The sequence below is a fragment of the Escherichia sp. Lx600-2 genome, from assembly GCF_036662595.1.
Classification (GTDB): Bacteria; Pseudomonadota; Gammaproteobacteria; order Enterobacterales; family Enterobacteriaceae; genus Escherichia; species Escherichia coli.
In genome coordinates this window covers 32,705-58,448 of record NZ_JAYQWM010000002.1, presented here as the reverse complement: position 1 = coordinate 58,448, position 25,744 = coordinate 32,705, and the positions used below count along the sequence as shown (strand labels likewise).

General features: G+C 53.1%; 18 protein-coding genes and 1 tRNA gene. 14 read left to right on the top strand and 5 right to left on the bottom strand.

Annotated features, from left to right (window positions below):
• Positions 1-9: 9 nt before the first annotated feature.
• Complete coding sequence (gene ttdT / locus OQV04_RS00960; RefSeq protein WP_032288291.1) at positions 10-1,473, top strand: L-tartrate/succinate antiporter; 1,464 nt, start codon at positions 10-12, stop codon at positions 1,471-1,473.
• A gap of 42 nt (positions 1,474-1,515) precedes the next feature.
• Here ttdT and tsaD read toward each other — a convergent pair whose 3' ends face one another.
• Positions 1,516-2,529, bottom strand: a complete 1,014-nt coding sequence (gene tsaD / locus OQV04_RS00955) for a tRNA (adenosine(37)-N6)-threonylcarbamoyltransferase complex transferase subunit TsaD (protein ID WP_001264365.1) — start codon at positions 2,527-2,529, stop codon at positions 1,516-1,518.
• Between the two features lie 237 nt (positions 2,530-2,766).
• Between tsaD and rpsU the strand changes: the two genes are divergently transcribed.
• The 3 genes from rpsU to rpoD all read left to right on the top strand — a co-directional run bounded on the left by rpsU (position 2,767) and on the right by rpoD (position 6,874).
• A complete protein-coding gene (gene rpsU / locus OQV04_RS00950; protein ID WP_001144069.1) occupies positions 2,767-2,982 on the top strand; it encodes a 30S ribosomal protein S21 in 216 nt (71 codons plus the stop codon).
• A 110-nt stretch (positions 2,983-3,092) separates the two neighbouring features.
• Positions 3,093-4,838 (top strand): DNA primase, encoded by a 1,746-nt coding sequence (gene dnaG / locus OQV04_RS00945; protein ID WP_000918827.1) that lies wholly within the window; start codon positions 3,093-3,095, stop codon positions 4,836-4,838.
• A 194-nt stretch (positions 4,839-5,032) separates the two neighbouring features.
• Positions 5,033-6,874, top strand: coding sequence for an RNA polymerase sigma factor RpoD (gene rpoD, locus OQV04_RS00940; protein ID WP_000437371.1), 1,842 nt, complete (start codon positions 5,033-5,035; stop codon positions 6,872-6,874).
• Positions 6,875-6,952: 78 nt separating this feature from the next.
• On the opposite strand, the gene mug is transcribed toward rpoD, so the two are convergent.
• Positions 6,953-7,459, bottom strand: a complete 507-nt coding sequence (mug, locus tag OQV04_RS00935; RefSeq protein WP_032281621.1) for a G/U mismatch-specific DNA glycosylase — start codon at positions 7,457-7,459, stop codon at positions 6,953-6,955.
• A gap of 124 nt (positions 7,460-7,583) precedes the next feature.
• On the opposite strand from mug, the gene OQV04_RS00930 reads away from it, so the two are divergent.
• Positions 7,584-7,659: transfer RNA gene (locus tag OQV04_RS00930), tRNA-Ile, on the top strand.
• A gap of 53 nt (positions 7,660-7,712) precedes the next feature.
• Here the strand turns inward: OQV04_RS00930 and nfeF are convergent.
• The gene (nfeF, locus tag OQV04_RS00925) at positions 7,713-8,477 is read right to left on the bottom strand and encodes an NADPH-dependent ferric chelate reductase NfeF (protein WP_032281622.1); all 765 of its coding nucleotides are present in this window, start codon (positions 8,475-8,477) and stop codon (positions 7,713-7,715) included.
• Positions 8,478-8,764: 287 nt separating this feature from the next.
• On the opposite strand from nfeF, the gene nfeR reads away from it, so the two are divergent.
• Positions 8,765-9,388, top strand: a complete 624-nt coding sequence (gene nfeR / locus OQV04_RS00920) for a DNA-binding transcriptional regulator NfeR (protein WP_000018005.1) — start codon at positions 8,765-8,767, stop codon at positions 9,386-9,388.
• A gap of 106 nt (positions 9,389-9,494) precedes the next feature.
• Here nfeR and aer read toward each other — a convergent pair whose 3' ends face one another.
• Entirely contained in the window at positions 9,495-11,015 is a 1,521-nt protein-coding gene (gene aer / locus OQV04_RS00915; protein WP_032281623.1) for an aerotaxis sensor receptor Aer, read from the bottom strand.
• A 417-nt stretch (positions 11,016-11,432) separates the two neighbouring features.
• On the opposite strand from aer, the gene ygjG reads away from it, so the two are divergent.
• Complete coding sequence (gene ygjG / locus OQV04_RS00910) at positions 11,433-12,812, top strand: putrescine aminotransferase (protein ID WP_001297164.1); 1,380 nt, start codon at positions 11,433-11,435, stop codon at positions 12,810-12,812.
• A 41-nt stretch (positions 12,813-12,853) separates the two neighbouring features.
• Here the strand turns inward: ygjG and OQV04_RS00905 are convergent, their stop codons facing one another.
• Positions 12,854-13,186 (bottom strand): tRNA-binding protein, encoded by a 333-nt coding sequence (locus OQV04_RS00905; RefSeq protein ID WP_000450588.1) that lies wholly within the window; start codon positions 13,184-13,186, stop codon positions 12,854-12,856.
• 218 nt (positions 13,187-13,404) lie between these two features.
• Between OQV04_RS00905 and ebgR the strand changes: the two genes are divergently transcribed.
• The 7 genes from ebgR to fadH all read left to right on the top strand — a co-directional run bounded on the left by ebgR (position 13,405) and on the right by fadH (position 25,722).
• Positions 13,405-14,388: a transcriptional regulator EbgR gene (gene ebgR / locus OQV04_RS00900; protein WP_032281624.1), complete on the top strand. Its 984-nt coding sequence runs from the start codon at positions 13,405-13,407 to the stop codon at positions 14,386-14,388.
• A 183-nt stretch (positions 14,389-14,571) separates the two neighbouring features.
• Positions 14,572-17,664, top strand: a complete 3,093-nt coding sequence (gene ebgA, locus OQV04_RS00895; protein WP_274446665.1) for a beta-galactosidase subunit alpha — start codon at positions 14,572-14,574, stop codon at positions 17,662-17,664.
• Positions 17,661-18,110 carry a beta-galactosidase subunit beta gene (locus OQV04_RS00890; protein ID WP_001219954.1) on the top strand — a complete coding sequence of 150 codons (450 nt, stop codon included), beginning with the start codon at positions 17,661-17,663 and terminating at the stop codon, positions 18,108-18,110. Before ebgA ends, OQV04_RS00890 begins: the two co-directional genes overlap by 4 nt.
• Before the next feature lie 62 nt (positions 18,111-18,172).
• On the top strand, positions 18,173-19,606 hold the full coding sequence (locus OQV04_RS00885) for an amino acid permease (RefSeq protein WP_001285446.1): 1,434 nt from the start codon (positions 18,173-18,175) through the stop codon (positions 19,604-19,606).
• A 133-nt stretch (positions 19,607-19,739) separates the two neighbouring features.
• Positions 19,740-20,810 (top strand): protein YgjJ, encoded by a 1,071-nt coding sequence (gene ygjJ / locus OQV04_RS00880; RefSeq protein WP_032281626.1) that lies wholly within the window; start codon positions 19,740-19,742, stop codon positions 20,808-20,810.
• A gap of 16 nt (positions 20,811-20,826) precedes the next feature.
• Complete coding sequence (gene ygjK, locus OQV04_RS00875; RefSeq protein WP_032281627.1) at positions 20,827-23,178, top strand: alpha-glucosidase; 2,352 nt, start codon at positions 20,827-20,829, stop codon at positions 23,176-23,178.
• Between the two features lie 525 nt (positions 23,179-23,703).
• Positions 23,704-25,722, top strand: coding sequence for an NADPH-dependent 2,4-dienoyl-CoA reductase (gene fadH / locus OQV04_RS00870; protein WP_032288293.1), 2,019 nt, complete (start codon positions 23,704-23,706; stop codon positions 25,720-25,722).
• Positions 25,723-25,744: the final 22 nt, after the last annotated feature.

Sequence of the window (25,744 nt, the reverse complement as noted above, 5' to 3'; positions counted from 1 at the left end):
CATAACACGATGAAACCTTCCACTGAATGGTGGCGATACCTTGCGCCGCTGGCGGTCATCGCCATTATTGCTCTAATTCCGGTTCCCGCAGGGCTGGAGAGTCATACCTGGCTCTACTTTGCCATTTTTACTGGCGTAATCGTTGGACTGATCCTCGAACCCGTGCCGGGTGCCGTGGTGGCGATGGTGGGTATCTCCATCATCGCCATACTCTCTCCCTGGCTGCTGTTCAGCCCGGAGCAGCTCGCTCAGCCAGGCTTTAAATTCACTGCAAAATCCCTCTCGTGGGCCGTTTCCGGTTTTTCTAATTCGGTTATCTGGCTGATTTTCGCCGCCTTTATGTTTGGCACAGGCTATGAAAAAACCGGGCTGGGGCGACGTATCGCGCTGATTCTGGTGAAAAAGATGGGGCATCGCACGCTGTTTCTTGGCTATGCGGTGATGTTCTCCGAGCTGATCCTGGCACCTGTCACACCGTCCAACTCGGCGCGTGGTGCGGGGATTATCTATCCCATCATCCGTAACCTGCCGCCGCTCTATCAATCACAACCAAACGACAGCAGTTCGCGCAGTATTGGCTCGTACATCATGTGGATGGGGATTGTTGCCGACTGCGTGACCAGCGCCATTTTCCTGACGGCGATGGCTCCTAACTTGCTGTTAATTGGACTGATGAAAAGCGCATCTCACACCACGCTGAGTTGGGCCGACTGGTTCCTTGGGATGTTGCCGCTCAGTATTTTACTGGTCCTGCTGGTTCCCTGGCTGGCTTACGTGCTGTACCCGCCTGTACTGAAGTCAGGCGATCAGGTGCCGCGCTGGGCAGAGAAGGAACTGCAGGCAATGGGCCCGCTCTGTTCGCGTGAAAAACGGATGCTGGGGCTGATGGTAGGCGCGCTGGTGCTGTGGATTTTCGGCGGTGATTATATCGATGCCGCGATGGTCGGTTACAGCGTGGTGGCGCTGATGCTGCTTCTGCGCATTATCAGTTGGGACGATATTGTCAGTAATAAAGCGGCGTGGAACGTTTTCTTCTGGCTGGCCTCGCTTATCACCCTCGCGACCGGACTCAACAACACCGGTTTTATTAGCTGGTTTGGCAAACTGTTAGCAGGCAGCTTAAGCGGTTATTCGCCAACGATGGTGATGGTGGCGTTGATTGTGGTGTTTTATCTACTGCGCTACTTTTTCGCCAGCGCCACGGCGTATACCTCCGCTCTCGCACCGATGATGATCGCCGCCGCGCTGGCGATGCCGGAAATCCCGCTGCCGGTGTTCTGCCTGATGGTTGGCGCGGCAATTGGTCTGGGGAGCATTCTTACACCATACGCCACCGGACCCAGTCCGATTTACTACGGTAGTGGTTATCTGCCAACGGCGGATTACTGGCGACTGGGGGCGATTTTTGGGCTGATATTCCTCGTGTTGCTGGTGATTACCGGCTTACTGTGGATGCCCGTGGTGTTGCTTTAAGTGAGGACGGTGCCGGAAATTGCTCTCCGGCACCCAATAGTTTTACGCAGCCGGTAACTCCGCCAGCGGCCAGCGCGGACGCACGCTAACGCCGAGATCCGCCGTCGCGCCTGCTTTAAACCGCACCATTCCGGCATAGGCGATCATCGCGCCGTTATCAGTACAAAATTCCGGACGCGCGTAGAACACTTCGCCGCGGCGTTTTTTCATCATTTCAGCCAGCTTCGCCCGTAACGTACGGTTAGCACTCACGCCGCCCGCCATGACCAGTCGCTTAAAGCCCGTCTGATCCAGCGCCCGCTTGCACTTAATCATCAGCGTATCGACCACCGCATCTTCAAAGGCGCGGGCGATATCAGCACGCGTCTGGTCGTCGGTGCCGTTGTCACGAATCGTGTTCGCCGCAAAGGTTTTCAGACCAGAAAAGCTGAAATCCAGCCCCGGACGGTCGGTCATCGGACGCGGGAAAACAAAGCGCCCGGCAGTACCCTGAGCCGCCATTTTCGACAGTAACGGTCCGCCAGGATAATCCAGCCCCAGCAGCTTCGCGGTTTTATCAAACGCTTCACCAGCAGCATCATCGATAGACTCACCGAGCAGTTCGTACTGACCAATGCCAGTCACGCTGATTAACTGCGTATGCCCGCCGGAAACCAGCAGCGCGACAAACGGAAATTCCGGCGGGTTATCTTCCAGCATCGGCGCTAACAGATGCCCTTCCATATGGTGTACAGGGATCGCCGGAACGTTCCAGGCAAACGCCAGAGAACGCCCCACGGTCGCGCCAACCAGCAGTGCGCCGACTAATCCAGGGCCTGCGGTATAGGCCACAGCATCAATGTCTTTTGCCGTTAAACCAGACTCCTTTAGCGCCGCCTGGATCAACGGTACGGTTTTACGCACATGATCGCGGGAGGCCAGCTCAGGCACAACGCCCCCGTAGTCAGCGTGCAATTTCACCTGACTATACAATTGGTTGGCTAACAAACCTTTTTCATCGTCGTAAATGGCGATGCCGGTTTCATCGCAGGAAGTTTCAATACCCAGTACACGCATGACTTGTTTTACCTCGCTTTATTACCGCGCAGTGTAGGACCAATGCGGGTTGATGTAAAACTTTGTTCGCCCCTGGAGAAAGCCTCGTGTATACTCCTCACCCTTATAAAAGTCCCTTTCAAAAAAGGCCGCGGTGCTTTACAAAGCAGCAGCAATTGCAGTAAAATTCCGCACCATTTTGAAATAAGCTGGCGTTGATGCCAGCGGCAAACCGAATTAATCAAAGGTGAGAGGCACATGCCGGTAATTAAAGTACGTGAAAACGAGCCGTTCGACGTAGCTCTGCGTCGCTTCAAGCGTTCCTGCGAAAAAGCAGGTGTTCTGGCGGAAGTTCGTCGTCGTGAGTTCTATGAAAAACCGACTACCGAACGTAAGCGCGCTAAAGCTTCTGCAGTGAAACGTCACGCGAAGAAACTGGCTCGCGAAAACGCACGCCGCACTCGTCTGTACTAATTCCCCGAGAGCGTTGCTCTCCGATCAGACCGAGTTGTAGTTGTAAGGCCGTGCTTCCGAAAGGAATGCGCGGCTTATTTTCGTTTATGAATTGCTAAAAATCGGGGCCTATGGCTGGACGAATCCCACGCGTATTCATTAATGATCTGCTGGCACGCACTGACATCGTCGATCTGATCGATGCCCGTGTGAAGCTGAAAAAGCAGGGCAAGAATTTCCACGCGTGTTGTCCATTCCACAACGAGAAAACCCCGTCCTTCACCGTTAACGGTGAGAAACAGTTTTACCACTGCTTTGGATGTGGCGCGCACGGCAACGCGATCGACTTCCTGATGAACTACGACAAGCTTGAGTTCGTCGAAACGGTCGAAGAGCTGGCGGCAATGCACAATCTTGAAGTGCCATTTGAAGCAGGTAGCGGCCCCAGCCAGATCGAGCGCCATCAGCGGCAAACGCTTTATCAGTTGATGGACGGTCTGAATACGTTTTACCAACAATCTTTACAGCAACCTGTTGCCACGTCTGCGCGCCAGTATCTGGAAAAACGCGGATTAAGCCACGAGGTTATCGCTCGCTTTGCGATTGGTTTTGCGCCCCCCGGCTGGGACAACGTCCTGAAGCGGTTTGGCGGCAATCCAGAAAATCGCCAGTCATTGATTGATGCGGGGATGTTGGTCACTAACGATCAGGGACGCAGTTACGATCGTTTCCGCGAGCGGGTGATGTTCCCCATTCGCGATAAACGCGGTCGGGTGATTGGTTTTGGCGGGCGCGTGCTGGGCAACGATACCCCCAAATACCTGAACTCGCCGGAAACAGACATTTTCCATAAAGGCCGCCAGCTTTACGGTCTTTATGAAGCGCAGCAGGATAACGCTGAACCCAATCGTCTGCTTGTGGTCGAAGGCTATATGGACGTGGTGGCGCTGGCGCAATACGGCATTAATTACGCCGTTGCGTCGTTAGGTACGTCAACCACCGCCGATCACATACAACTGTTGTTCCGCGCGACCAACAATGTCATTTGCTGTTATGACGGCGACCGTGCAGGCCGCGATGCCGCCTGGCGAGCACTGGAAACGGCGCTGCCTTACATGACAGACGGCCGTCAGCTACGCTTTATGTTTTTGCCTGATGGCGAAGACCCTGACACGCTGGTACGAAAAGAAGGTAAAGAAGCGTTTGAAGCGCGGATGGAGCAGGCGATGCCGCTTTCCGCATTTCTGTTTAACAGCCTGATGCCGCAAGTTGATCTGAGTACCCCTGACGGGCGCGCACGTTTGAGTACGCTGGCACTGCCATTGATATCGCAAGTGCCGGGCGAAACGCTGCGAATATATCTTCGTCAGGAATTAGGCAACAAATTAGGCATACTTGATGACAGCCAGCTTGAACGATTAATGCCAAAAGCGGCAGAGAGCGGCGTTTCTCGCCCTGTTCCGCAGCTAAAACGCACGACCATGCGTATACTTATAGGGTTGCTGGTGCAAAATCCAGAATTAGCGACGCTGGTCCCGCCGCTTGAGAATCTGGATGAAAATAAGCTCCCTGGACTTGGCTTATTCAGAGAACTGGTCAACACTTGTCTCTCCCAGCCAGGTCTGACCACCGGGCAACTTTTAGAGCACTACCGTGGTACAAATAATGCTGCCACCCTTGAAAAACTGTCGATGTGGGACGATATAGCAGATAAGAATATTGCTGAGCAAACCTTCACCGACTCACTCAACCATATGTTTGATTCGCTGCTTGAACTGCGCCAGGAAGAGTTAATCGCTCGTGAGCGCACGCATGGTTTAAGCAACGAAGAACGCCTGGAGCTCTGGACATTAAACCAGGAGCTGGCGAAAAAGTGATTTAACGGCTTAAGTGCCGAAGAGCGATCGGGAAGCCCCCGACAGCCGCACTGAGAGGCAGCGGCAAATATATAAGTACGCCCTCGTAATTATCGTTGGCGGTAAACAACCGTTGGATTTCAGCGTTAACGGCTGAAGGACATCGGGTCAATCGCCCAACACCAACCTCATGAAATAAGTGTGGATACCGTCTTATGGAGCAAAACCCGCAGTCACAGCTGAAACTTCTTGTCACCCGTGGTAAGGAGCAAGGCTATCTGACCTATGCCGAGGTCAATGACCATCTGCCGGAAGATATCGTCGATTCAGATCAGATCGAAGACATCATCCAAATGATCAACGACATGGGCATTCAGGTGATGGAAGAAGCACCGGATGCCGATGATCTGATGCTGGCTGAAAACACCGCGGACGAAGATGCTGCCGAAGCCGCCGCGCAGGTGCTTTCCAGCGTGGAATCTGAAATCGGGCGCACGACTGACCCGGTACGCATGTACATGCGTGAAATGGGCACCGTTGAACTGTTGACCCGCGAAGGCGAAATTGACATCGCTAAGCGTATTGAAGACGGGATCAACCAGGTTCAATGCTCCGTTGCTGAATATCCGGAAGCGATCACCTATCTGCTGGAACAGTACGATCGTGTTGAAGCAGAAGAAGCGCGTCTGTCCGATCTGATCACCGGCTTTGTTGACCCGAACGCAGAAGAAGATCTGGCACCTACCGCCACTCACGTCGGTTCTGAGCTTTCCCAGGAAGATCTGGACGATGACGAAGATGAAGACGAAGAAGATGGCGATGACGACAGCGCCGATGATGACAACAGCATCGACCCGGAACTGGCTCGCGAAAAATTTGCGGAACTGCGCGCTCAGTACGTTGTAACGCGTGACACCATCAAAGCGAAAGGTCGCAGTCACGCTGCCGCTCAGGAAGAGATCCTGAAACTGTCTGAAGTATTCAAACAGTTCCGCCTGGTGCCGAAGCAGTTTGACTACCTGGTCAACAGCATGCGCGTCATGATGGACCGCGTTCGTACGCAAGAACGTCTGATCATGAAGCTCTGCGTTGAGCAGTGCAAAATGCCGAAGAAAAACTTCATTACTCTGTTTACCGGCAACGAAACCAGCGATACCTGGTTCAACGCGGCAATTGCGATGAACAAGCCGTGGTCGGAAAAACTGCACGATGTCTCTGAAGAAGTGCATCGCGCCCTGCAGAAACTGCAGCAGATTGAAGAAGAAACCGGCCTGACCATCGAGCAGGTTAAAGATATCAACCGTCGTATGTCTATCGGTGAAGCGAAAGCCCGCCGTGCGAAAAAAGAGATGGTTGAAGCGAACTTACGTCTGGTTATTTCTATCGCCAAGAAATACACCAACCGTGGCTTGCAGTTCCTTGACCTGATTCAGGAAGGCAACATCGGTCTGATGAAAGCGGTTGATAAGTTCGAATACCGCCGTGGTTACAAATTCTCCACCTACGCAACCTGGTGGATCCGTCAGGCGATCACCCGCTCTATCGCGGATCAGGCGCGCACCATCCGTATTCCGGTGCATATGATTGAGACTATCAACAAGCTCAACCGTATTTCTCGCCAGATGCTGCAAGAGATGGGCCGCGAGCCGACGCCGGAAGAGCTGGCTGAACGGATGCTGATGCCGGAAGACAAGATCCGCAAAGTGCTGAAGATCGCCAAAGAGCCAATCTCCATGGAAACGCCGATTGGTGATGATGAAGATTCGCATCTGGGGGATTTCATCGAGGATACCACCCTCGAGCTGCCGCTGGATTCTGCGACCACCGAAAGCCTGCGTGCGGCAACACACGACGTGCTGGCTGGCCTGACCGCGCGTGAAGCGAAAGTTCTGCGTATGCGTTTCGGTATCGATATGAACACCGACCACACGCTGGAAGAAGTGGGTAAACAGTTCGACGTTACCCGCGAACGTATCCGTCAGATCGAAGCGAAGGCGCTGCGTAAACTGCGTCACCCGAGCCGCTCTGAAGTGCTGCGTAGCTTCCTGGACGATTAATCGGTAGGCTGGATCAGGCGTTACGCCGCACCCGGCACCTGTCCCTTTGCACAAACGCCACCTTTTCGGTGGCGTTTTTTATCGCCCACGCACCACCAGCGCCTGGTCCAGCTCGCGATACGCTTCAACCAGTTTCTCCAGTGAAACGCGACTTAAACCGCTGGGATTTGGCAGCACCCAAATCTGCGTCGAACCAATGCTGAGCGTTTGTTTCCCCCACTGTGCACCGCGCTGGCTGAATCCCTGTTCATATGCTTGTTTGCCCAGAATCGCCAACGCTTGCGGCTGATAATCTTCAATTTTTTCAATCAGCTTACGCCCACCTGCGTGTAGCTCTTGCTTTGAAATTTCATTGGCTTTCACCGTTGGACGGTCTACCAGTTTGGTGACGCCACAACGATAATCCAGCAGATGCTGTGCCTCCTGCGGCTTCAACTGACGGTCGGTAAACCCGGCCTGATATATCACCTTCCAGAAGCGATTTGCCGGATGAGCAAAGGGAAAACCAGTCCCGGCGGATGAAAGCCCAGGGTTGATACCGCAAAACACGACCCGTAACCCTGGAGCCAAAATATCCTCAACCATATTTACTCCTTTCTAACATCACCAGGAAAAGTATAACGGATTGAAAATACATTGTTTATAAAAACAGCAGGCGCGCGGTAATGGCTGGATTGCGACACGGAGTTACTTTATAATCCGCTACCATGGCCCCTTAGCTCAGTGGTTAGAGCAGGCGACTCATAATCGCTTGGTCGCTGGTTCAAGTCCAGCAGGGGCCACCAGATATAGCAAAGGCTGACGAGAAATCGTCAGCCTTTTTCTTTTTATATATCAGTTACTTTGCGTGCCAGTAAGCCGCTGCACGTACCCGCTGTGGGTCATACTGTTCCGCTTCAAAGCGGCGGCTTAAATTCTTAACGACTTTACCTTCGCCGGTTATCCAGATGAAGTAATCATCGGCAGGGATTTGCATCTGCGCCAGACGCGCATCTACCGCCTGCTCATCATGTGCCAGCCATTCGATATTAAAACCATCAAGGTGCGCGAGATAATCCTGACAGGCGTTATCCCGCACGCTAACCAGCGCACTAACTTGCGGTTTAACGGCAAGTTTGCTCAACGTTTCCAGGCGGCGGCGCAATGCGGGCATTCCGGATTCATCGCAGACATACAGCTGATACGCGTAATCTTCCGGCACCACCAGCGAACCGCGCGGACCTGCCACCGTAAGTTTATCGCCCGGTTGGGCCTGCATTGCCCAGCTACTGGCGACGCCGTCTTCGTGAATAAAGAAATCAATCGCTAGTTCATGGCGTAGTTCGTCATACAGTGGCGTATAGTCACGCGACGGTGGGCGTGGTCCTTCCGGCCAGACGATGCCCTCTTCCGTTACCGTTGGCGGCACAAAGTGAGCGTCAGGTTGAGGAAAGAAGAGTTTGCTGTGATCGTCAAAGCCGCGCGATGTAAAACCGTCCAGCGCCTCGCCGCCAAGGACAATGCGCTGAAAACCGGCGCTGATACGCTCAACGCGTAGCACAGTCAGTTCACGGAACCGCAGATCATTGAGAACGCGCTGCGGGTAGCGGGGGGAGTTATTCATTGTTATCGCCTTCGTGATGGTAATCAGATATATCTAAATAATTTTCGCAAATGATAATGATTGTTAATCATGATAAATGCAAGCGATTTGTAGAACTGATATGTCTAGAGTCTGATAAGACGAACCGCCTCTTCTCAGGCATCATTACTCAACGCCGGATGCGGCGTGAACGCCTTATCCGGCCTACGTGTGAGATGAGTCCACATTTAAAAATCATTTTTATTCTTGCAAGAGTGCTCATATCAGATATAAATTAGATATATCTAATTAAGCAAAAGGAGGCTGATATGAGCCATCATCACGAAGGGTGTTGTAAACATGAAGGCCAGCCACGCCATGAGGGCTGCTGCAAAGGTGAGAAGTCAGAACACGAGCACTGCGGACACGGTCACCAGCATGAACACGGTCAATGTTGCGGTGGTCGCCACGGTCGCGGCGGCGGTCGTCGGCAACGTTTCTTTGGTCACGGTGAATTGCGTCTGGTGATTCTGGATATTCTCTCGCGCGATGACAGCCACGGTTACGAATTGATTAAAGCGATTGAGAATCTAACCCAGGGGAATTACACCCCAAGCCCGGGCGTCATCTACCCGACGCTGGATTTTCTGCAGGAGCAGTCGCTGATTACCATCCGCGAAGAGGAAGGAGGTAAGAAGCAGATTGCGCTGACCGAACAAGGCGCGCAGTGGCTGGAAGAAAACCGCGAACAGGTGGAGATGATTGAAGAACGCATCAAAGCGCGTTGCGTTGGTGCTGCGCTGCGCCAGAACCCGCAAATGAAGCGGGCGCTGGATAATTTTAAAGCGGTGCTGGATTTACGCGTCAACCAGAGCGATATCACTGATGCACAAATAAAAAAGATCATTGCGGTGATCGACCGCGCCGCTTTTGATATTACGCAACTGGATTAATCACCGATTGCCGGATGCGGCGTACCCTACACACCCCGTAGGCCTGATAAGATGCGCCAGCATCGCATCAGGCATCGTGTATCAAATACCGGATCCGGCATACCGATTAATGCAGCACCGTCACCGCGTCTTCCAGTCGGCTGGCGCGGTGTTTCACCATCGCCGACACCTGCGCACTCTCTTCCACCAGCTCGGCATTTTTCTGGGTGATGAGGTTAAGCTCATCCACTGCACGGGTCAGGCTGGAAAGCCCATCGGTCTGTTCCAGCGTTGAATGGCTAATCTGGGCGATCAATTGGGTGACGTTTTTCACCTGTGCCACAATATCTTCCATCGTACGTCCGGCGGCGTGTACCTGCTGCGAACCGGATTGCACCTTATCAGCACTGGCATCAATCAGCTTGCGAATATCGTTGGCAGCATTGGCGCTGCGGCTGGCTAAATGACGCACTTCCCCCGCCACCACTGCAAAACCTTTGCCCTGTTCGCCGGCACGCGCCGCTTCCACCGCCGCATTCAGGGCCAGAATATTGGTCTGAAACGCAATATCGTTAATCAGCGAAGTAATGGTGCCAATGCGCTGGGTACTGTCGGCGATATCGTCCATTGTCTTGATCACCGTGGTCATCGCCTCCCCGCCCTGCACTGCCGCATTACTGGCGGTGATTGACAGTTTATCGGCAGCCGACGCTGTGGCAGAGTTCTGTTTCACCGACGCCGCCATTTGGTTCATGGTCGCCACCGTTTGCTGAACGTTATCAACTGTCTGCTGGGTATGTTCGTTCAGTTCATCGGTGCCTTTCGCCAGCGTCTCACTGCCGTTTCTGACACTGGACACCTGGCTTGAGACATCGTTAATTAGCCAACGGCACATCAGGCCAAGCTGCCCTACCGCGCGTAATGTCAGCCCCAGCTCATCGCTGCGATTCAGATGCTCAACACTATTACGCTCTCCGGTCGCCACCTTCAGTGCCTGACGGGCGACATTTTCTATCGGGCGGACAATCTGCCATTCAAAACAGGCGCTTGCCAACAATACCACTAACGCACAGAGGATATACGTCACCACCGGGGCAGCAACAAACCAAAGCATGGCCGCCAGCAAGATAAACATCAGGGTCATCACTCCACGCGCCCGCCAGCGAAGCGGTAATGAAGGCAGTTTACCCAGCCAGCCTTTACGCACCACCAGGCCTTTATGAATACGCTTACCGGTACGTCCGGCGTTCAGCGCTTTGTACAGCGGCTCCACCGCCGCGATCTCTTCATCCGTCGCCCGGGTACGAATCGACATATAGCCACTGATTTTTCCCTCGCGCACCATCGGTACCGCATTGGCCCGCACCCAATAATGGTCACCATTTTTGCGGCGATTTTTCACGATGCCGCTCCAGGGCTCCCCTTTTTTCAGGGTGAACCACATATCCGCAAACGCCGCTTTTGGCATATCCGGGTGACGCACCATGTTGTGCGGCTGCCCCTGTAACTCTTGCAAGGTATAGCCGCTCACCTGCACAAAAGTGTCATTAGCATGAGTGATATAGCTTTGCAGATCGGTAGTGGACATCAGAGTGGTATCGTCCGCCAGCGGGGTATTTTGCTGGGTGACATACGGATGAGAAGACATGTTCGCGTCCTGTGCAGGTTATATGGTTGTTAACTTCTTGTCAGAGTTTATGTCGGCCCCGCTGCGGTTATCTTTAACCGATTAATTTGATTTAGATCGCAATTTGCGATTAAAGCACAAATCTAATTCGTTGATTTAAAATACTTTCACTCTGTTACTATACGAAAACGTTAATTATCTTGCCCAAAAATCAGGCAATTATTGCCCTGAAAACGTGCATTTGCGCAGCAATTATCAAATCCATACCCGACAAAAACCGTGCAAAATAACAACGGATGTTAACAAATAGCATTAAATATTGCGCAAATGATAACCACATTTGTGTTTATCCCGATTTTCGCGATCGCAGCCGGAGTGGCGCAATCCCTGCAATACTTAAATCGGTATCATGTGATACGCGAGCCTCCGGAGCATATTTTGAACAGGTTACCTTCGAGCGCATCGGCTTTAGCGTGCAGCGCCCACGCCCTGAATCTCATTGAAAAGCGAACGCTGGATCATGAGGAGATGAAAGCACTTAACCGAGAGGTGATTGAATACTTCAAAGAGCATGTCAATCCGGGGTTTTTAGAGTATCGCAAATCTGTTACCGCCGGCGGGGATTACGGAGCCGTAGAGTGGCAAGCGGGAGGTTTAAATACGCTTGTCGACACCCAGGGACAGGAGTTTATCGACTGCCTGGGAGGTTTTGGAATTTTCAACGTGGGGCACCGTAATCCAGTTGTGGTTTCCGCCGTACAGAATCAACTTGCGAAACAACCACTGCACAGCCAGGAGCTACTCGATCCGTTACGGGCGATGCTGGCGAAAACCCTTGCTGCGCTAACGCCCGGTAAACTGAAATACAGCTTCTTCTGTAATAGCGGCACCGAGTCCGTTGAAGCGGCGCTGAAGCTGGCGAAGGCTTATCAGTCGCCGCGCGGCAAATTTACTTTTATTGCCACCAGCGGCGCGTTCCACGGTAAATCACTTGGCGCGCTGTCGGCCACGGCGAAATCGACCTTCCGCAAACCGTTTATGCCACTGCTGCCAGGGTTCCGTCATGTGCCGTTTGGCAATATCGAAGCCATGCGCACGGCTCTTAATGAGTGCAAAAAAACCGGTGATGATGTGGCCGCGGTGATCCTCGAACCGATTCAGGGCGAAGGTGGCGTAATTCTGCCGCCGCCGGGCTATCTCACCGCCGTGCGTAAGCTGTGCGATGAGTTCGGCGCACTGATGATCCTCGATGAAGTACAAACGGGCATGGGGCGCACGGGCAAGATGTTCGCCTGCGAACATGAGAACGTACAGCCGGACATCCTGTGCCTGGCAAAAGCCCTCGGCGGCGGTGTGATGCCGATTGGCGCAACCATCGCCACTGAAGAGGTGTTCTCAGTTCTGTTCGACAACCCGTTCCTGCATACCACCACCTTTGGCGGCAACCCGCTGGCCTGTGCGGCGGCGCTGGCGACCATCAATGTGTTGCTGGAGCAGAACTTACCGGCTCAGGCTGAGCAAAAAGGCGATATGTTGCTGGACGGTTTCCGTCAACTGGCGCGGGAATATCCCGATCTGGTACAGGAAGCGCGTGGTAAAGGGATGTTGATGGCGATTGAGTTTGTTGATAACGAAATCGGCTATAACTTTGCCAGCGAGATGTTCCGCCAGCGCGTACTGGTGGCCGGAACGCTCAATAACGCCAAAACGATCCGCATTGAACCGCCACTGACACTGACCATTGAACAGTGTGAACTGGTGATCAAAGCGGCGCGTAAGGCGCTGGCGGCCATGCGAGTAAGTGTCGAAGAAGCGTAGTATCAAATCGGATGGCGATACGACGTCGCCATCCGATCTTTTTATACGATACGTACGCCCGCAGGCATCATCCGCTCCGGCGTTAACAGCACGCTTTCACTGCCGTCATCGGTTTCCGCACACAACAGCATGCATTCCGACGTTTCACCACGCATTTTCGCTTTTTGCAGATTGCATAAGACCACCACCGTTTTTCCCATCAACTCTTCTTCGCTGTAGTACGGCACCAGGCTGGTCACGGTTTGCAGTGTTTTTTCCCCCACATCAACCTGTACGATGTACAGCTTGTCGGCGTTTTCATGGCGTTTCACTTCCACAATCTTTCCGACGCGCATTTCCAGACGTGCAAAATCAGCGTAAGCCACGGTTTCCATTGCTTCCTCCCTTCGAGTAAAATTTTACTAAACTATAGCAAAAGTTTTTCTCAATCCTGTAGGCTAAAAATGGAGAATGCAGGCGTGATCACATTCGTAAGCCGCTGTGTTACCGTTACAGCGTCAAAGAAACGCGCTTTATTTACTGAAAACAGGTGACCCGATAAGCACTTCCTCTACAATGGAAGCGCACATCAGGGAAAGTAAAAAAGGTAAACATGGCAACACTAAAAGACATCGCAATCGAAGCTGGCGTATCCCTGGCGACAGTATCCAGGGTCTTAAATGACGATCCGACATTGAATGTGAAAGAAGAGACGAAACATCGCATTCTCGAGATCGCCGAAAAGCTGGAGTACAAGACCAGTAGCGCCCGTAAACTACAGACAGGCGCAGTCAACCAACACCATATTCTGGCTATCTACAGCTACCAGCAGGAGCTGGAGATCAACGATCCTTACTATCTGGCGATCCGCCACGGCATTGAAACTCAGTGCGAAAAGCTGGCAATCGAACTGACCAACTGTTATGAACACAGCGGATTACCAGACATTAAAAACGTCACCGGTATTTTAATTGTCGGCAAACCCACGCCCGCCCTGCGCGCCGCCGCCTGTGCGTTGACCGACAATATCTGTTTTATCGACTTTCACGAACCCGGCAGCGGTTACGATGCGGTGGATATCGATCTGGCACGCATCAGTAAAGAAATCATCGACTTCTATATCAACCAGGGCGTTAATCGCATTGGTTTTATTGGCGGTGAAGATGAGCCTGGCAAGGCGGATATTCGTGAGGTCGCCTTTGCGGAATATGGCCGTCTGAAACAAGTAGTACGCGAAGAGGATATCTGGCGCGGCGGTTTTTCCAGTTCGTCGGGTTATGAACTGGCAAAACAGATGCTGGCGCGGGAAGACTATCCGAAGGCACTGTTTGTTGCTTCCGATTCCATTGCTATCGGCATACTGCGGGCAATTCATGAACGTGGCCTGAACATCCCACAGGATATTTCGCTTATCAGCGTTAACGATATCCCCACCGCGCGATTTACCTTTCCGCCGCTCTCCACCGTGCGCATCCATTCCGAAATGATGGGAAGCCAGGGCGTAAACCTGGTGTATGAAAAAGCCCGCGATGGTCGCGCGCTGCCGCTGTTAGTCTTCGTTCCCAGCAAATTAAAACTGCGCGGCACGACCCGTTAAATCCCCTTACACACTGTCCGGCAATCGTTTTTGCCGGGCAGTGCTGCCGTTTATTTTCGTGATCCAGTTAAAGTAAATGCATTTACCCGCTACTTTTTAGTAAAAATTTTACTAAACTCCCCAGCAATTACACAAACTACCATCACCATGAATGGTTCCGATTTCTCTCTACCGGGAGGCCCTATGAATCGCTGGGAAAACATTCAGCTCACCCACGAAAACCGACTTGCGCCGCGTGCGTACTTTTTTTCATATGATTCTGTTGCGCAGGCGCGTACCTTTGCCCGCGAAACGAGCAGCCTGTTTCTGCCCTTAAGCGGTCAGTGGAATTTCCACTTTTTTGACCATCCGCTGCAAGTGCCAGAAGCCTTCACCTCTAAGTTAATGGCTGACTGGGGGCATATTACCGTCCCCGCCATGTGGCAAATGGAAGGTCACGGCAAACTGCAATATACCGACGAAGGTTTTCCGTTCCCCATCGATGTGCCGTTTGTTCCCAGCGATAACCCAACCGGTGCCTATCAACGTATTTTCACCCTCAGTGACGGCTGGCAGGGTAAACAGACGCTGATTAAATTTGACGGCGTCGAAACCTATTTTGAAGTCTACGTTAACGGTCAGTATGTGGGTTTCAGCAAGGGCAGTCGCCTGACCGCAGAGTTTGACATCAGCGCGATGGTTAAAACCGGCGACAACCTGTTGTGTGTGCGCGTGATGCAGTGGGCGGACTCTACCTACGTGGAAGACCAGGATATGTGGTGGTCGGCGGGGATCTTCCGCGATGTTTATCTGATCGGAAAACAACTAACACATATTAACGATTTCACCGTTCGTACCGACTTTGACGAAGCCTATTGCGATGCCACGCTTTCCTGCGAAGTGGTGCTGGAAAATCTCGCCGCCTCCCCTGTCGTCACGACGCTGGAATATACCCTGTTTGATGGCGAAAGCGTGGTGCACAGCAGCGCCATTGATCATTTGGCAATTGAAAAACTGACCAGCGCCAGCTTTGCTTTTACTGTCGAACAGCCGCAGCAATGGTCAGCAGAATCCCCTTATCTTTACCATCTGGTCATGACGCTGAAAGACGCCAACGGCAACGTTCTGGAAGTGGTACCACAACGCGTTGGCTTCCGTGATATCAAAGTGCGCGACGGTCTGTTCTGGATCAATAACCGTTATGTGATGCTGCACGGCGTCAACCGTCACGACAACGATCATCGCAAAGGCCGCGCCGTTGGAATGGATCGCGTCGAGAAAGATCTCCAGTTGATGAAGCAGCACAACATCAACTCCGTGCGTACCGCTCACTACCCGAACGATCCGCGTTTTTACGAACTGTGTGATATCTACGGCTTGTTTGTGATGGCGGAAACCGACGTCGAATCGCACGGCTTTGCTAATGTCGGCGATATCAGCCGTATTACCGACGATCCGCAGTGGGAAAAAGTCTACGTCGAGCGCATTGTTCGCCATATTCACGCGCAGAAAAACCATCCGTCGATCATCATCTGGTCGCTGGGCAATGAATCCGGCTATGGCTGTAACATCCGCGCGATGTACCACGCAGCGAAGGCGCTGGATGACACGCGACTGGTGCATTACGAAGAAGATCGCGATGCTGAAGTGGTCGATATTATTTCCACCATGTACACCCGCGTGCCGCTGATGAATGAGTTTGGTGAATACCCGCATCCGAAGCCGCGCATCATCTGTGAATATGCTCATGCGATGGGGAACGGACCGGGCGGGCTGACGGAGTACCAGAACGTCTTCTATAAGCACGATTGTATTCAGGGACATTATGTTTGGGAGTGGTGCGACCACGGGATCCAGGCGCAGGATGACAACGGCAATGTCTGGTATAAATTCGGCGGCGACTACGGCGACTATCCCAACAACTATAACTTCTGTCTTGATGGTTTGATCTATTCCGATCAGACGCCGGGACCAGGCCTGAAAGAGTACAAACAGGTTATCGCGCCGGTAAAAATCCACGCGCTGGATCTGACTCGCGGCGAGCTGAAAGTCGAAAATAAACTGTGGTTTACCACGCTTGATGACTACACCCTGCACGCAGAGGTGCGCGCCGAAGGTGAAACGCTCGCGACGCAGCAGATTAAACTGCGCGACGTTGCGCCGAACAGCGAAGCCCCCTTGCAGATCACGCTGCCGCAGCTGGACGCCCGCGAAGCGTTCCTCAACATTATGGTGACCAAAGATTCCCGCACCCGCTACAGCGAAGCCGGACACCCTATAGCCACTTATCAGTTCCCGCTGAAGGAAAACACCGCGCAGCCAGTGCCTTTCGCACCAAATAATGCGCGTCCGCTGACGCTGGAGGACGATCGTTTGAGCTGCACCGTTCGCGGCTACAACTTCGCGATCACCTTCTCAAAAATGAGTGGCAAACCAACATCCTGGCAGGTGAATGGCGAGTCGCTGCTGACCCGCGAGCCAAAGATCAACTTCTTCAAGCCGATGATCGACAACCACAAGCAGGAGTACGAAGGGTTGTGGCAACCGAATCATTTGCAGATCATGCAGGAACATCTGCGCGACTTTGCCGTAGAACAGTGCGATGGTGAAGTGTTGATCATCAGCCGCACGGTTATAGCACCGCCGGTGTTTGACTTCGGGATGCGCTGCACCTACATCTGGCGCATCGCTGCAGATGGCCAGGTTAACGTGGCGCTTTCCGGCGAGCGTTACGGCGACTATCCGCACATCATTCCGTGCATCGGTTTCACCATGGGGATTAACGGCGAATACGATCAGGTGGCGTATTACGGTCGTGGACCGGGCGAAAACTACGCCGACAGCCAGCAGGCTAACATCATCGATATCTGGCGCAGCACCGTCGATGCCATGTTCGAGAACTATCCCTTCCCGCAGAACAACGGTAACCGTCAGCATGTCCGCTGGACGGCACTGACTAACCGCCACGGCAACGGTCTGCTGGTGGTTCCGCAGCGCCCAATTAACTTCAGCGCCTGGCACTATACCCAGGAAAACATCCACGCTGCCCAGCACTGTAACGAGCTGCAGCGCAGCGATGACATCACACTGAATCTCGACCACCAGCTGCTTGGCCTCGGCTCAAACTCCTGGGGCAGCGAGGTGCTGGACTCCTGGCGCGTCTGGTTCCGTGACTTCAGCTACGGCTTTACGTTGCTGCCGGTTTCTGGCGGAGAAGCTACCGCGCAAAGCCTGGCGTCGTATGAGTTCGGCGCAGGGTTCTTTTCCACGAATTTGCACAGCGAGAATAAGCAATGAGGATCATCGATAACTTAGAACAGTTCCGCCAGATTTACGCCTCTGGTAAGAAGTGGCAACGCTGCGTTGAAGCGATTGAAAATATCGACAACATTCAGCCTGGCGTCGCCCACTCCATCGGTGACTCATTGACTTACCGCGTGGAGACAGACTCCGCGACCGATGCGCTATTTACCGGGCATCGACGCTATTTTGAAGTGCATTACTACCTGCAAGGGCAGCAAAAAATTGAATATGCGCCGAAAGAGACATTACAGGTAGTGGAATATTATCGTGACGAAACTGACCGCGAATATTTAAAAGGCTGCGGAGAAACCGTAGAGGTCCACGAAGGGCAAATCGTTATTTGCGATATCCATGAAGCATATCGGTTTATCTGCAATAACGCGGTCAAAAAAGTGGTTCTCAAAGTCACCATCGAAGATGGTTATTTCCATAACAAATAACAACTACGGCGGCAAAAGGAGTTTGCCGCCACCGCTACCCTACTCATTTTCGGAGATGTGTTATGTCTGATACCAAACGTAATACAATCGGCAAATTCGGCTTGCTCTCGCTGACTTTTGCCGCCGTTTACAGCTTTAACAACGTTATCAATAATAATATTGAGCTTGGACTGGCCTCGGCACCGATGTTTTTCCTCGCGACGATTTTTTATTTTATTCCCTTCTGTCTGATCATCGCAGAATTTGTTTCGTTAAATAAAAACTCAGAAGCCGGTGTCTACGCGTGGGTAAAAAGTTCGCTGGGCGGACGTTGGGCATTTATTACTGCCTATACCTACTGGTTCGTAAACCTGTTCTTTTTCACCTCGCTGTTGCCGCGCGTTATTGCTTATGCTTCGTATGCCTTCCTCGGCTACGAATATATTATGACGCCGGTTGCCACCACCATTATCAGTATGGTGCTGTTCGCCTTCTCTACCTGGGTTTCCACCAACGGGGCGAAAATGCTGGGGCCAATTACCTCCGTCACTTCAACGCTGATGCTGCTGTTAACGCTCTCCTACATTTTACTGGCAGGTACGGCACTGGTTGGCGGCGTACAGCCTGCCGATCCGATCACCGTTGACGCGATGATCCCGAACTTCAACTGGGCGTTCCTCGGCGTTACCACCTGGATCTTTATGGCCGCAGGTGGCGCAGAGTCCGTCGCGGTGTACGTTAACGACGTCAAAGGCGGTTCGAAATCGTTCGTTAAAGTGATCATCCTCGCCGGGATTTTTATCGGCGTACTATATTCCGTCTCCTCGGTGCTGATTAACGTCTTCGTCAGCAGCAAAGAGTTGAAATTTACCGGCGGATCGGTGCAGGTATTCCACGGCATGGCGGCGTATTTTGGTCTACCGGAAGCGTTAATGAATCGCTTTGTCGGTCTGGTGTCCTTTACCGCAATGTTCGGTTCCCTGCTGATGTGGACCGCAACGCCGGTGAAAATTTTCTTCTCCGAAATCCCGGAAGGCATCTTTGGTAAGAAAACCGTCGAACTTAACGAAAACGGCGTTCCGGCGCGCGCAGCGTGGATCCAGTTCCTGATCGTCATCCCGCTGATGATTATCCCGATGCTCGGTTCCAATACCGTGCAGGATCTGATGAATACTATTATTAATATGACCGCCGCAGCGTCCATGCTTCCGCCGTTATTCATCATGCTGGCTTACCTGAATTTACGCGCCAAATTAGATCACCTGCCACGCGATTTCCGTATGGGCTCCCGCCGCACCGGTATTATCGTTGTTTCAATGCTGATTGCGATATTTGCCGTAGGGTTTGTCGCTTCGACATTCCCGACTGGCGCGAATATTCTGACCATCATTTTTTATAACGTCGGCGGTATTGTTATCTTCCTTGGCTTTGCGTGGTGGAAATACAGTAAATATATAAAGGGATTAACGGCTGAAGAGCGCCATATTGAAGCGACGCCAGCCAGCAATGTTGATTAAGCAGAATAATAAAAAATGAGCAGGCATTTTCCCTCTTCCTGGATGAGGAGAGGGAAAATAGTTTCTGCCTTTATATTTTTATAATTACAACGATAAAAGGTTGTACTTTTTCTTTAGCTCATGGATTAACACAATGAAATTAATCACTGCACCATGCAGAGCATTACTTGCTCTGCCGTTTTGCTACGCCTTTTCTGCGGCAGGAGAAGAAGCACGTCCGGCAGAACATGACGACACAAAAACACCCGCAATTACCTCGACATCTTCTCCTTCATTTCGTTTTTACGGCGAATTAGGGCTTGGTGGATATATGGATTTAGAGGGTGAGAATAAACATAAATACAGCGACGGCACCTATATTGAAGGTGGCCTGGAGATGAAGTACGGCTCCTGGTTCGGCCTGATTTACGGCGAAGGCTGGACCGTGCAGGCCGACCACGACGGTAATGCCTGGGTGCCTGACCATAGCTGGGGTGGTTTCGAAGGTGGGATTAACCGTTTCTATGGCGGTTATCGTACCAATGATGGCACCGAAATCATGCTCAGTCTGCGTCAGGATTCCTCGCTGGATGACCTACAATGGTGGGGCGACTTCACACCCGATCTGGGCTACGTCATTCCCAATACCCGCGACATTATGACCGCGCTGAAGGTGCAGAACTTAAGCGGCAACTTTCGTTATAGCGTCACCGCCACACCTGCCGGACATCATGACGAAAGCAAAGCATGGCTACATTTTGGCAAGTACGATCGCTACGACGACAAATACACCTATCCGGCAATGATGAACGGTTACATCCAGTATGACCTTGCCGAAGGTATCACCTGGATGAACGGTCTGGAAATCACCGACGGCACAGGACAACTCTATCTCACGGGCCTGCTTACCCCTAACTTTGCCGCTCGCGCCTGGCACCATACCGGACGCGCCGACGGGCTGGACGTACCGGGAAGTGAAAGTGGGATGATGGTGAGCGCCATGTATGAAGCATTAAAGGGCGTTTATCTCTCCACCGCTTACACCTACGCCAAACATCGCCCTGACCACGCTGACGATGAAACCACCTCTTTCATGCAGTTTGGTATCTGGTACGAATACGGCGGCGGACGTTTCGCAACGGCTTTTGATAGCCGCTTCTACATGAAAAATGCCTCTAACGATCCCAGCGACCAAATCTTCCTGATGCAATATTTCTACTGGTAATAAGGACTGTAATTTCATGAAAATAAAAACTATTTTAACGCCAGTAACCTGCGCTCTGCTGATAAGTTTTTCCGCCCATGCCGCTGACGCCGACAATTATAAAAACGTGATTAACCGTACTGGCGCGCCGCAGTACATGAAGGATTACGATTACGACGATCACCAGCGTTTTAATCCGTTTTTCGATCTCGGAGCCTGGCATGGTCATCTGTTGCCAGACGGCCCTAACACCATGGGCGGTTTTCCAGGCGTTGCGCTGCTGACGGAAGAGTACATCAACTTTATGGCCAGCAATTTCGACCGACTGACCGTCTGGCAGGACGGCAAGAAAGTCGACTTCACGCTGGAGGCATACAGTATTCCCGGCGCGCTGGTGCAAAAACTGACAGCAAAAGATGTGCAGGTCGAAATGACTCTGCGCTTCGCCACGCCGCGCACGTCACTACTGGAAACTAAAATCATCAGCAATAAACCGCTGGATCTGGTGTGGGATGGCGAACTGCTGGAAAAACTGGAAGCGAAAGAAGGGAAACCGCTTTCCGATAAAACCATTGCTGGCGAATACCCTGACTACCAGCGCAAAATCAGCGCCACCCGTGATGGCCTGAAAGTCACCTTTGGCAAAGTGCGCGCCACTTGGGATCTGCTGACCTCCGGTGAATCGGAATATCAGGTGCATAAATCCCTGCCGGTGCAGACTGAAATCAACGGTAATCGCTTTACCAGTAAGGCGCATATCAACGGTTCGACGACGCTCTATACCACCTATTCCCATCTGCTGACCGCTCAGGAAGTTAGCAAAGAGCAAATGCAGATCCGCGATATTCTGGCGCGTCCGGCGTTTTATCTCACCGCCTCGCAGCAACGCTGGGAAGAGTATCTGAAGAAAGGGTTAACCAATCCGGATGCGACGCCGGAACAGACGCGCGTCGCGGTGAAAGCGATCGAAACGCTCAACGGTAACTGGCGCTCGCCTGGCGGCGCGGTGAAATACAACACCGTCACGCCGTCGGTGACCGGGCGCTGGTTCTCCGGCAATCAGACCTGGCCGTGGGATACCTGGAAGCAGGCGTTTGCGATGGCGCATTTCAATCCGGACATCGCCAAAGAGAATATCCGCGCGGTCTTCTCCTGGCAGATCCAGCCTGGCGACAGCGTGCGTCCGCAGGATGTGGGCTTTGTCCCCGACCTGATAGCGTGGAATCTTAGCCCCGAGCGTGGTGGCGATGGTGGCAACTGGAACGAACGAAATACCAAACCCAGCCTTGCCGCCTGGTCGGTGATGGAAGTGTACAACGTCACCCAGGATAAAACCTGGGTGGCAGAGATGTACCCGAAACTGGTGGCCTATCACGACTGGTGGTTACGTAACCGCGATCACAACGGCAACGGCGTGCAGGAATATGGCGCGACCCGCGACAAAGCCCACAACACTGAGAGCGGCGAGATGCTGTTTACGGTGAAGAAAAGCGACAAAGAAGAGACGCAGTCTGGGCTGAACAACTACGCCCGCGTGGTGGAGAAAGGCCAGTACGACAGTCTGGAAATTCCGGCACAGGTTGCTGCATCGTGGGAATCGGGGCGTGATGATGCCGCCGTCTTTGGGTTTATCGACAAAGAACAGCTGGATAAATATGTCGCAAGCGGCGGCAAACGTAGCGACTGGACGGTGAAATTCGCCGAAAACCGCAGTCAGGACGGAACGTTGCTGGGGTACTCGCTATTGCAGGAGTCGGTGGATCAGGCCAGCTATATGTACAGCGATAACCATTATCTGGCGGAGATGGCGACGATTCTCGGTAAACCGGAAGAGGCTAAGCGCTATCGCCAGTTGGCACAGCAGCTCGCGGACTACATCAACACCTGTATGTTCGACCCGGCTACGCAGTACTTCTATGACGTACGTATTGAAGATAAACCGCTGGCGAACGGCTGCGCGGGCAAACCGATTGTTGAGCGCGGTAAAGGGCCGGAAGGCTGGTCGCCGCTGTTTAACGGTGCGGCAACGCAGGCCAATGCCGACGCGGTGGTGAAGGTGATGCTCGATCCTAAAGAGTTCAACACCTTTGTCCCGCTGGGAACGGCAGCGTTAACCAACCCGGCCTTTGGCGCGGATATCTACTGGCGCGGGCGCGTATGGGTGGATCAGTTCTGGTTTGGTCTGAAAGGGATGGAGCGTTACGGTTATCGCGATGATGCCCTGAAGCTGGCGGATACGTTCTTCCGGCATGCCAAAGGATTAACCGCCGATGGCCCAATTCAGGAGAATTACAACCCGCTGACTGGCGCGCAGCAAGGCGCACCAAATTTCTCCTGGAGTGCCGCGCATTTGTATATGTTGTATAACGATTTTTTCCGTAAGCAATAATTTGCAACGGCTGGCGGATGCGGCGTAAACGCCTTATCCGCCCTACATATTCGTTCCCGTAGGCTGGATAAGACGCGACAAGCGTCGCATCCGGCATCTGCACCTCGCCACCGGCGGATGCGGCGTGAACGCCTTATCCGCCCTACATGTTCGTTCCCGTAGGCTGGATAAGACGCGACAAGCGTCGCATCCGGCATCTGCACCTCGCCACTGGCGGATGCGGCGTGAACGCCTTATCCGCCCTACATGTTCGTTCCCGTAGGCTGGATAAGACCCGACAAGCGTCGCATCCGGCGTCTGCACCTCGCCACTGGCGGATGCGGCGTGAACGCCTTATCCGCCCTACATGTGCAATCCCCCAGGTCGGATAGGGCCCGGCAAGCGTCGCATCCGGCGTTACCACCGGGCGTATTCTTTTTGAATCCCATCACAAACCCCGCACTCCCCTTTTCCCTTTTCTCCGGCGACGGCTAAATTAGAACTCATCCGACCACATAACAATTATTTTACATAGTGAACAATTTTATGAGCTACCCGTCGCTGTTCGCCCCGCTGGATTTAGGTTTTACCACGTTAAAAAACCGCGTGTTGATGGGTTCAATGCACACCGGGCTGGAGGAATACCCGGACGGTGCTGAACGGCTGGCAGCGTTTTATGCCGAACGCGCCCGTCACGGCGTGGCGCTGATTGTTAGCGGCGGCATTGCACCAGATTTAACAGGCGTTGGCATGGAAGGCGGCGCAATGCTCAATGACGCCAGCCAGATCCCACACCATCGCACCATTACCGAAGCCGTACATCAGGAAGGCGGCAAAATAGCCCTGCAAATTTTGCATACCGGGCGCTACAGCTACCAACCGCATCTGGTCGCACCGTCCGCATTGCAGGCCCCCATCAACCGTTTCATTCCTCACGAACTCACCCATGAAGAGATCCTGCAACTGATCGACGATTTCGCCCACTGCGCGCAACTGGCACGGGAGGCAGGATACGACGGTGTAGAGGTGATGGGTTCCGAAGGGTATTTGATCAACGAATTTCTGACGCTGCGCACCAATCAGCGCAGTGACCAGTGGGGCGGCGATTACCACAACCGGATGCGGTTTGCCGTTGAAGTGGTGAGTGCGGTACGCGAACGCGTTGGCAACGACTTCATTATTATCTACCGACTGTCGATGCTCGACCTGGTCGAAGGCGGCGGGACTTTTGCCGAAACGGTAGAGCTGGCGCAGGCCATTGAAGCGGCGGGCGCGACCATTATCAACACCGGCATTGGCTGGCATGAAGCACGTATTCCGACCATTGCCACGCCCGTGCCGCGCGGCGCATTTAGCTGGGTCACGCGCAAACTGAAAAACCACGTCTCGCTGCCGCTGGTAACCACCAACCGGATTAACGATCCGCAGGTTGCCGACGATATTCTCTCGCGCGGCGATGCCGATATGGTATCGATGGCGCGACCGTTTCTTGCGGATGCGGAGCTGCTGTCAAAAGCGCAATCAGGGCGAGCCGATGAGATCAACACCTGCATTGGCTGCAACCAGGCGTGTCTCGATCAGATCTTCGTTGGCAAGGTCACCTCGTGCCTGGTGAATCCTCGCGCCTGCCACGAAACCAAAATGCTAATCCTTCCCGCCGTGCAGAAAAAAAATCTGGCGGTGGTCGGTGCGGGACCTGCTGGGCTGGCGTTTGCCATTAACGCGGCGGCGCGTGGGCATCAGGTAACATTGTTTGATGCCCACAGCGAGATCGGCGGGCAGTTTAATATCGCCAAACAGATCCCCGGCAAAGAGGAGTTTTACGAAACGCTGCGCTATTACCACCGGATGATCGAAGTGACGGGCGTGACGCTAAAACTCAATCACACCGTGACGGCGGATCAGTTACAGGCGTTCGATGAAACGATCCTCGCCAGTGGGATCGTGCCGCGCACTCCGCCCATCGACGGGATCGATCATCCGAAGGTATTGAGTTATCTCGATGTACTGCGCGACAAAGCGCCGGTGGGCAACAAAGTTGCCATCATGGGTTGTGGTGGGATTGGCTTTGACACGGCGATGTATTTAAGTCAGCCGGGCGAATCCACCAGCCAGAATATCGCCGGGTTCTGTAATGAGTGGGGGATCGACAGCAGCCTACAACAGGCTGGTGGCTTAAGCCCGCAGGGAATGCAGATCCCTCGTAGCCCACGGCAGATTGTGATGCTCCAGCGCAAAGCCAGCAAACCGGGACAGGGGTTAGGCAAAACCACCGGCTGGATCCATCGCACCACCCTGCTCTCGCGCGGCGTGAAAATGATCCCTGGCGTAAGTTACCAGAAGATCGACGATGACGGGCTGCATGTGGTGATCAACGGCGAAACGCAGGTATTAGCAGTGGACAATGTGGTGATCTGCGCAGGGCAAGAGCCAAACCGCGCGCTGGCGCAGCCGCTGATTGATAGCGGGAAAACGGTGCATTTAATTGGCGGCTGCGATGTGGCTATGGAGCTGGACGCACGACGGGCAATTGCCCAGGGAACACGGCTGGCGCTGGAGATTTAAATCGTTATTTGAAGCTCCGGAT

Bases quoted from the DNA above. Each gene is read 5' to 3' on its own strand.
- ttdT (WP_032288291.1), top strand. From the start codon at position 10: ATGAAACCTTCCACTGAATGGTGGCGATACCTTGCGCCGCTGGCGGTC.
- tsaD (WP_001264365.1), bottom strand. From the start codon at position 2,529: ATGCGTGTACTGGGTATTGAAACTTCCTGCGATGAAACCGGCATCGCC.
- rpsU (WP_001144069.1), top strand. From the start codon at position 2,767: ATGCCGGTAATTAAAGTACGTGAAAACGAGCCGTTCGACGTAGCTCTG.
- dnaG (WP_000918827.1), top strand. From the start codon at position 3,093: ATGGCTGGACGAATCCCACGCGTATTCATTAATGATCTGCTGGCACGC.
- rpoD (WP_000437371.1), top strand. From the start codon at position 5,033: ATGGAGCAAAACCCGCAGTCACAGCTGAAACTTCTTGTCACCCGTGGT.
- mug (WP_032281621.1), bottom strand. From the start codon at position 7,459: ATGGTTGAGGATATTTTGGCTCCAGGGTTACGGGTCGTGTTTTGCGGT.
- nfeF (WP_032281622.1), bottom strand. From the start codon at position 8,477: ATGAATAACTCCCCCCGCTACCCGCAGCGCGTTCTCAATGATCTGCGG.
- nfeR (WP_000018005.1), top strand. From the start codon at position 8,765: ATGAGCCATCATCACGAAGGGTGTTGTAAACATGAAGGCCAGCCACGC.
- aer (WP_032281623.1), bottom strand. From the start codon at position 11,015: ATGTCTTCTCATCCGTATGTCACCCAGCAAAATACCCCGCTGGCGGAC.
- OQV04_RS00905 (WP_000450588.1), bottom strand. From the start codon at position 13,186: ATGGAAACCGTGGCTTACGCTGATTTTGCACGTCTGGAAATGCGCGTC.
- ebgR (WP_032281624.1), top strand. From the start codon at position 13,405: ATGGCAACACTAAAAGACATCGCAATCGAAGCTGGCGTATCCCTGGCG.
- ebgA (WP_274446665.1), top strand. From the start codon at position 14,572: ATGAATCGCTGGGAAAACATTCAGCTCACCCACGAAAACCGACTTGCG.
- OQV04_RS00890 (WP_001219954.1), top strand. From the start codon at position 17,661: ATGAGGATCATCGATAACTTAGAACAGTTCCGCCAGATTTACGCCTCT.
- OQV04_RS00885 (WP_001285446.1), top strand. From the start codon at position 18,173: ATGTCTGATACCAAACGTAATACAATCGGCAAATTCGGCTTGCTCTCG.
- ygjJ (WP_032281626.1), top strand. From the start codon at position 19,740: ATGAAATTAATCACTGCACCATGCAGAGCATTACTTGCTCTGCCGTTT.
- ygjK (WP_032281627.1), top strand. From the start codon at position 20,827: ATGAAAATAAAAACTATTTTAACGCCAGTAACCTGCGCTCTGCTGATA.
- fadH (WP_032288293.1), top strand. From the start codon at position 23,704: ATGAGCTACCCGTCGCTGTTCGCCCCGCTGGATTTAGGTTTTACCACG.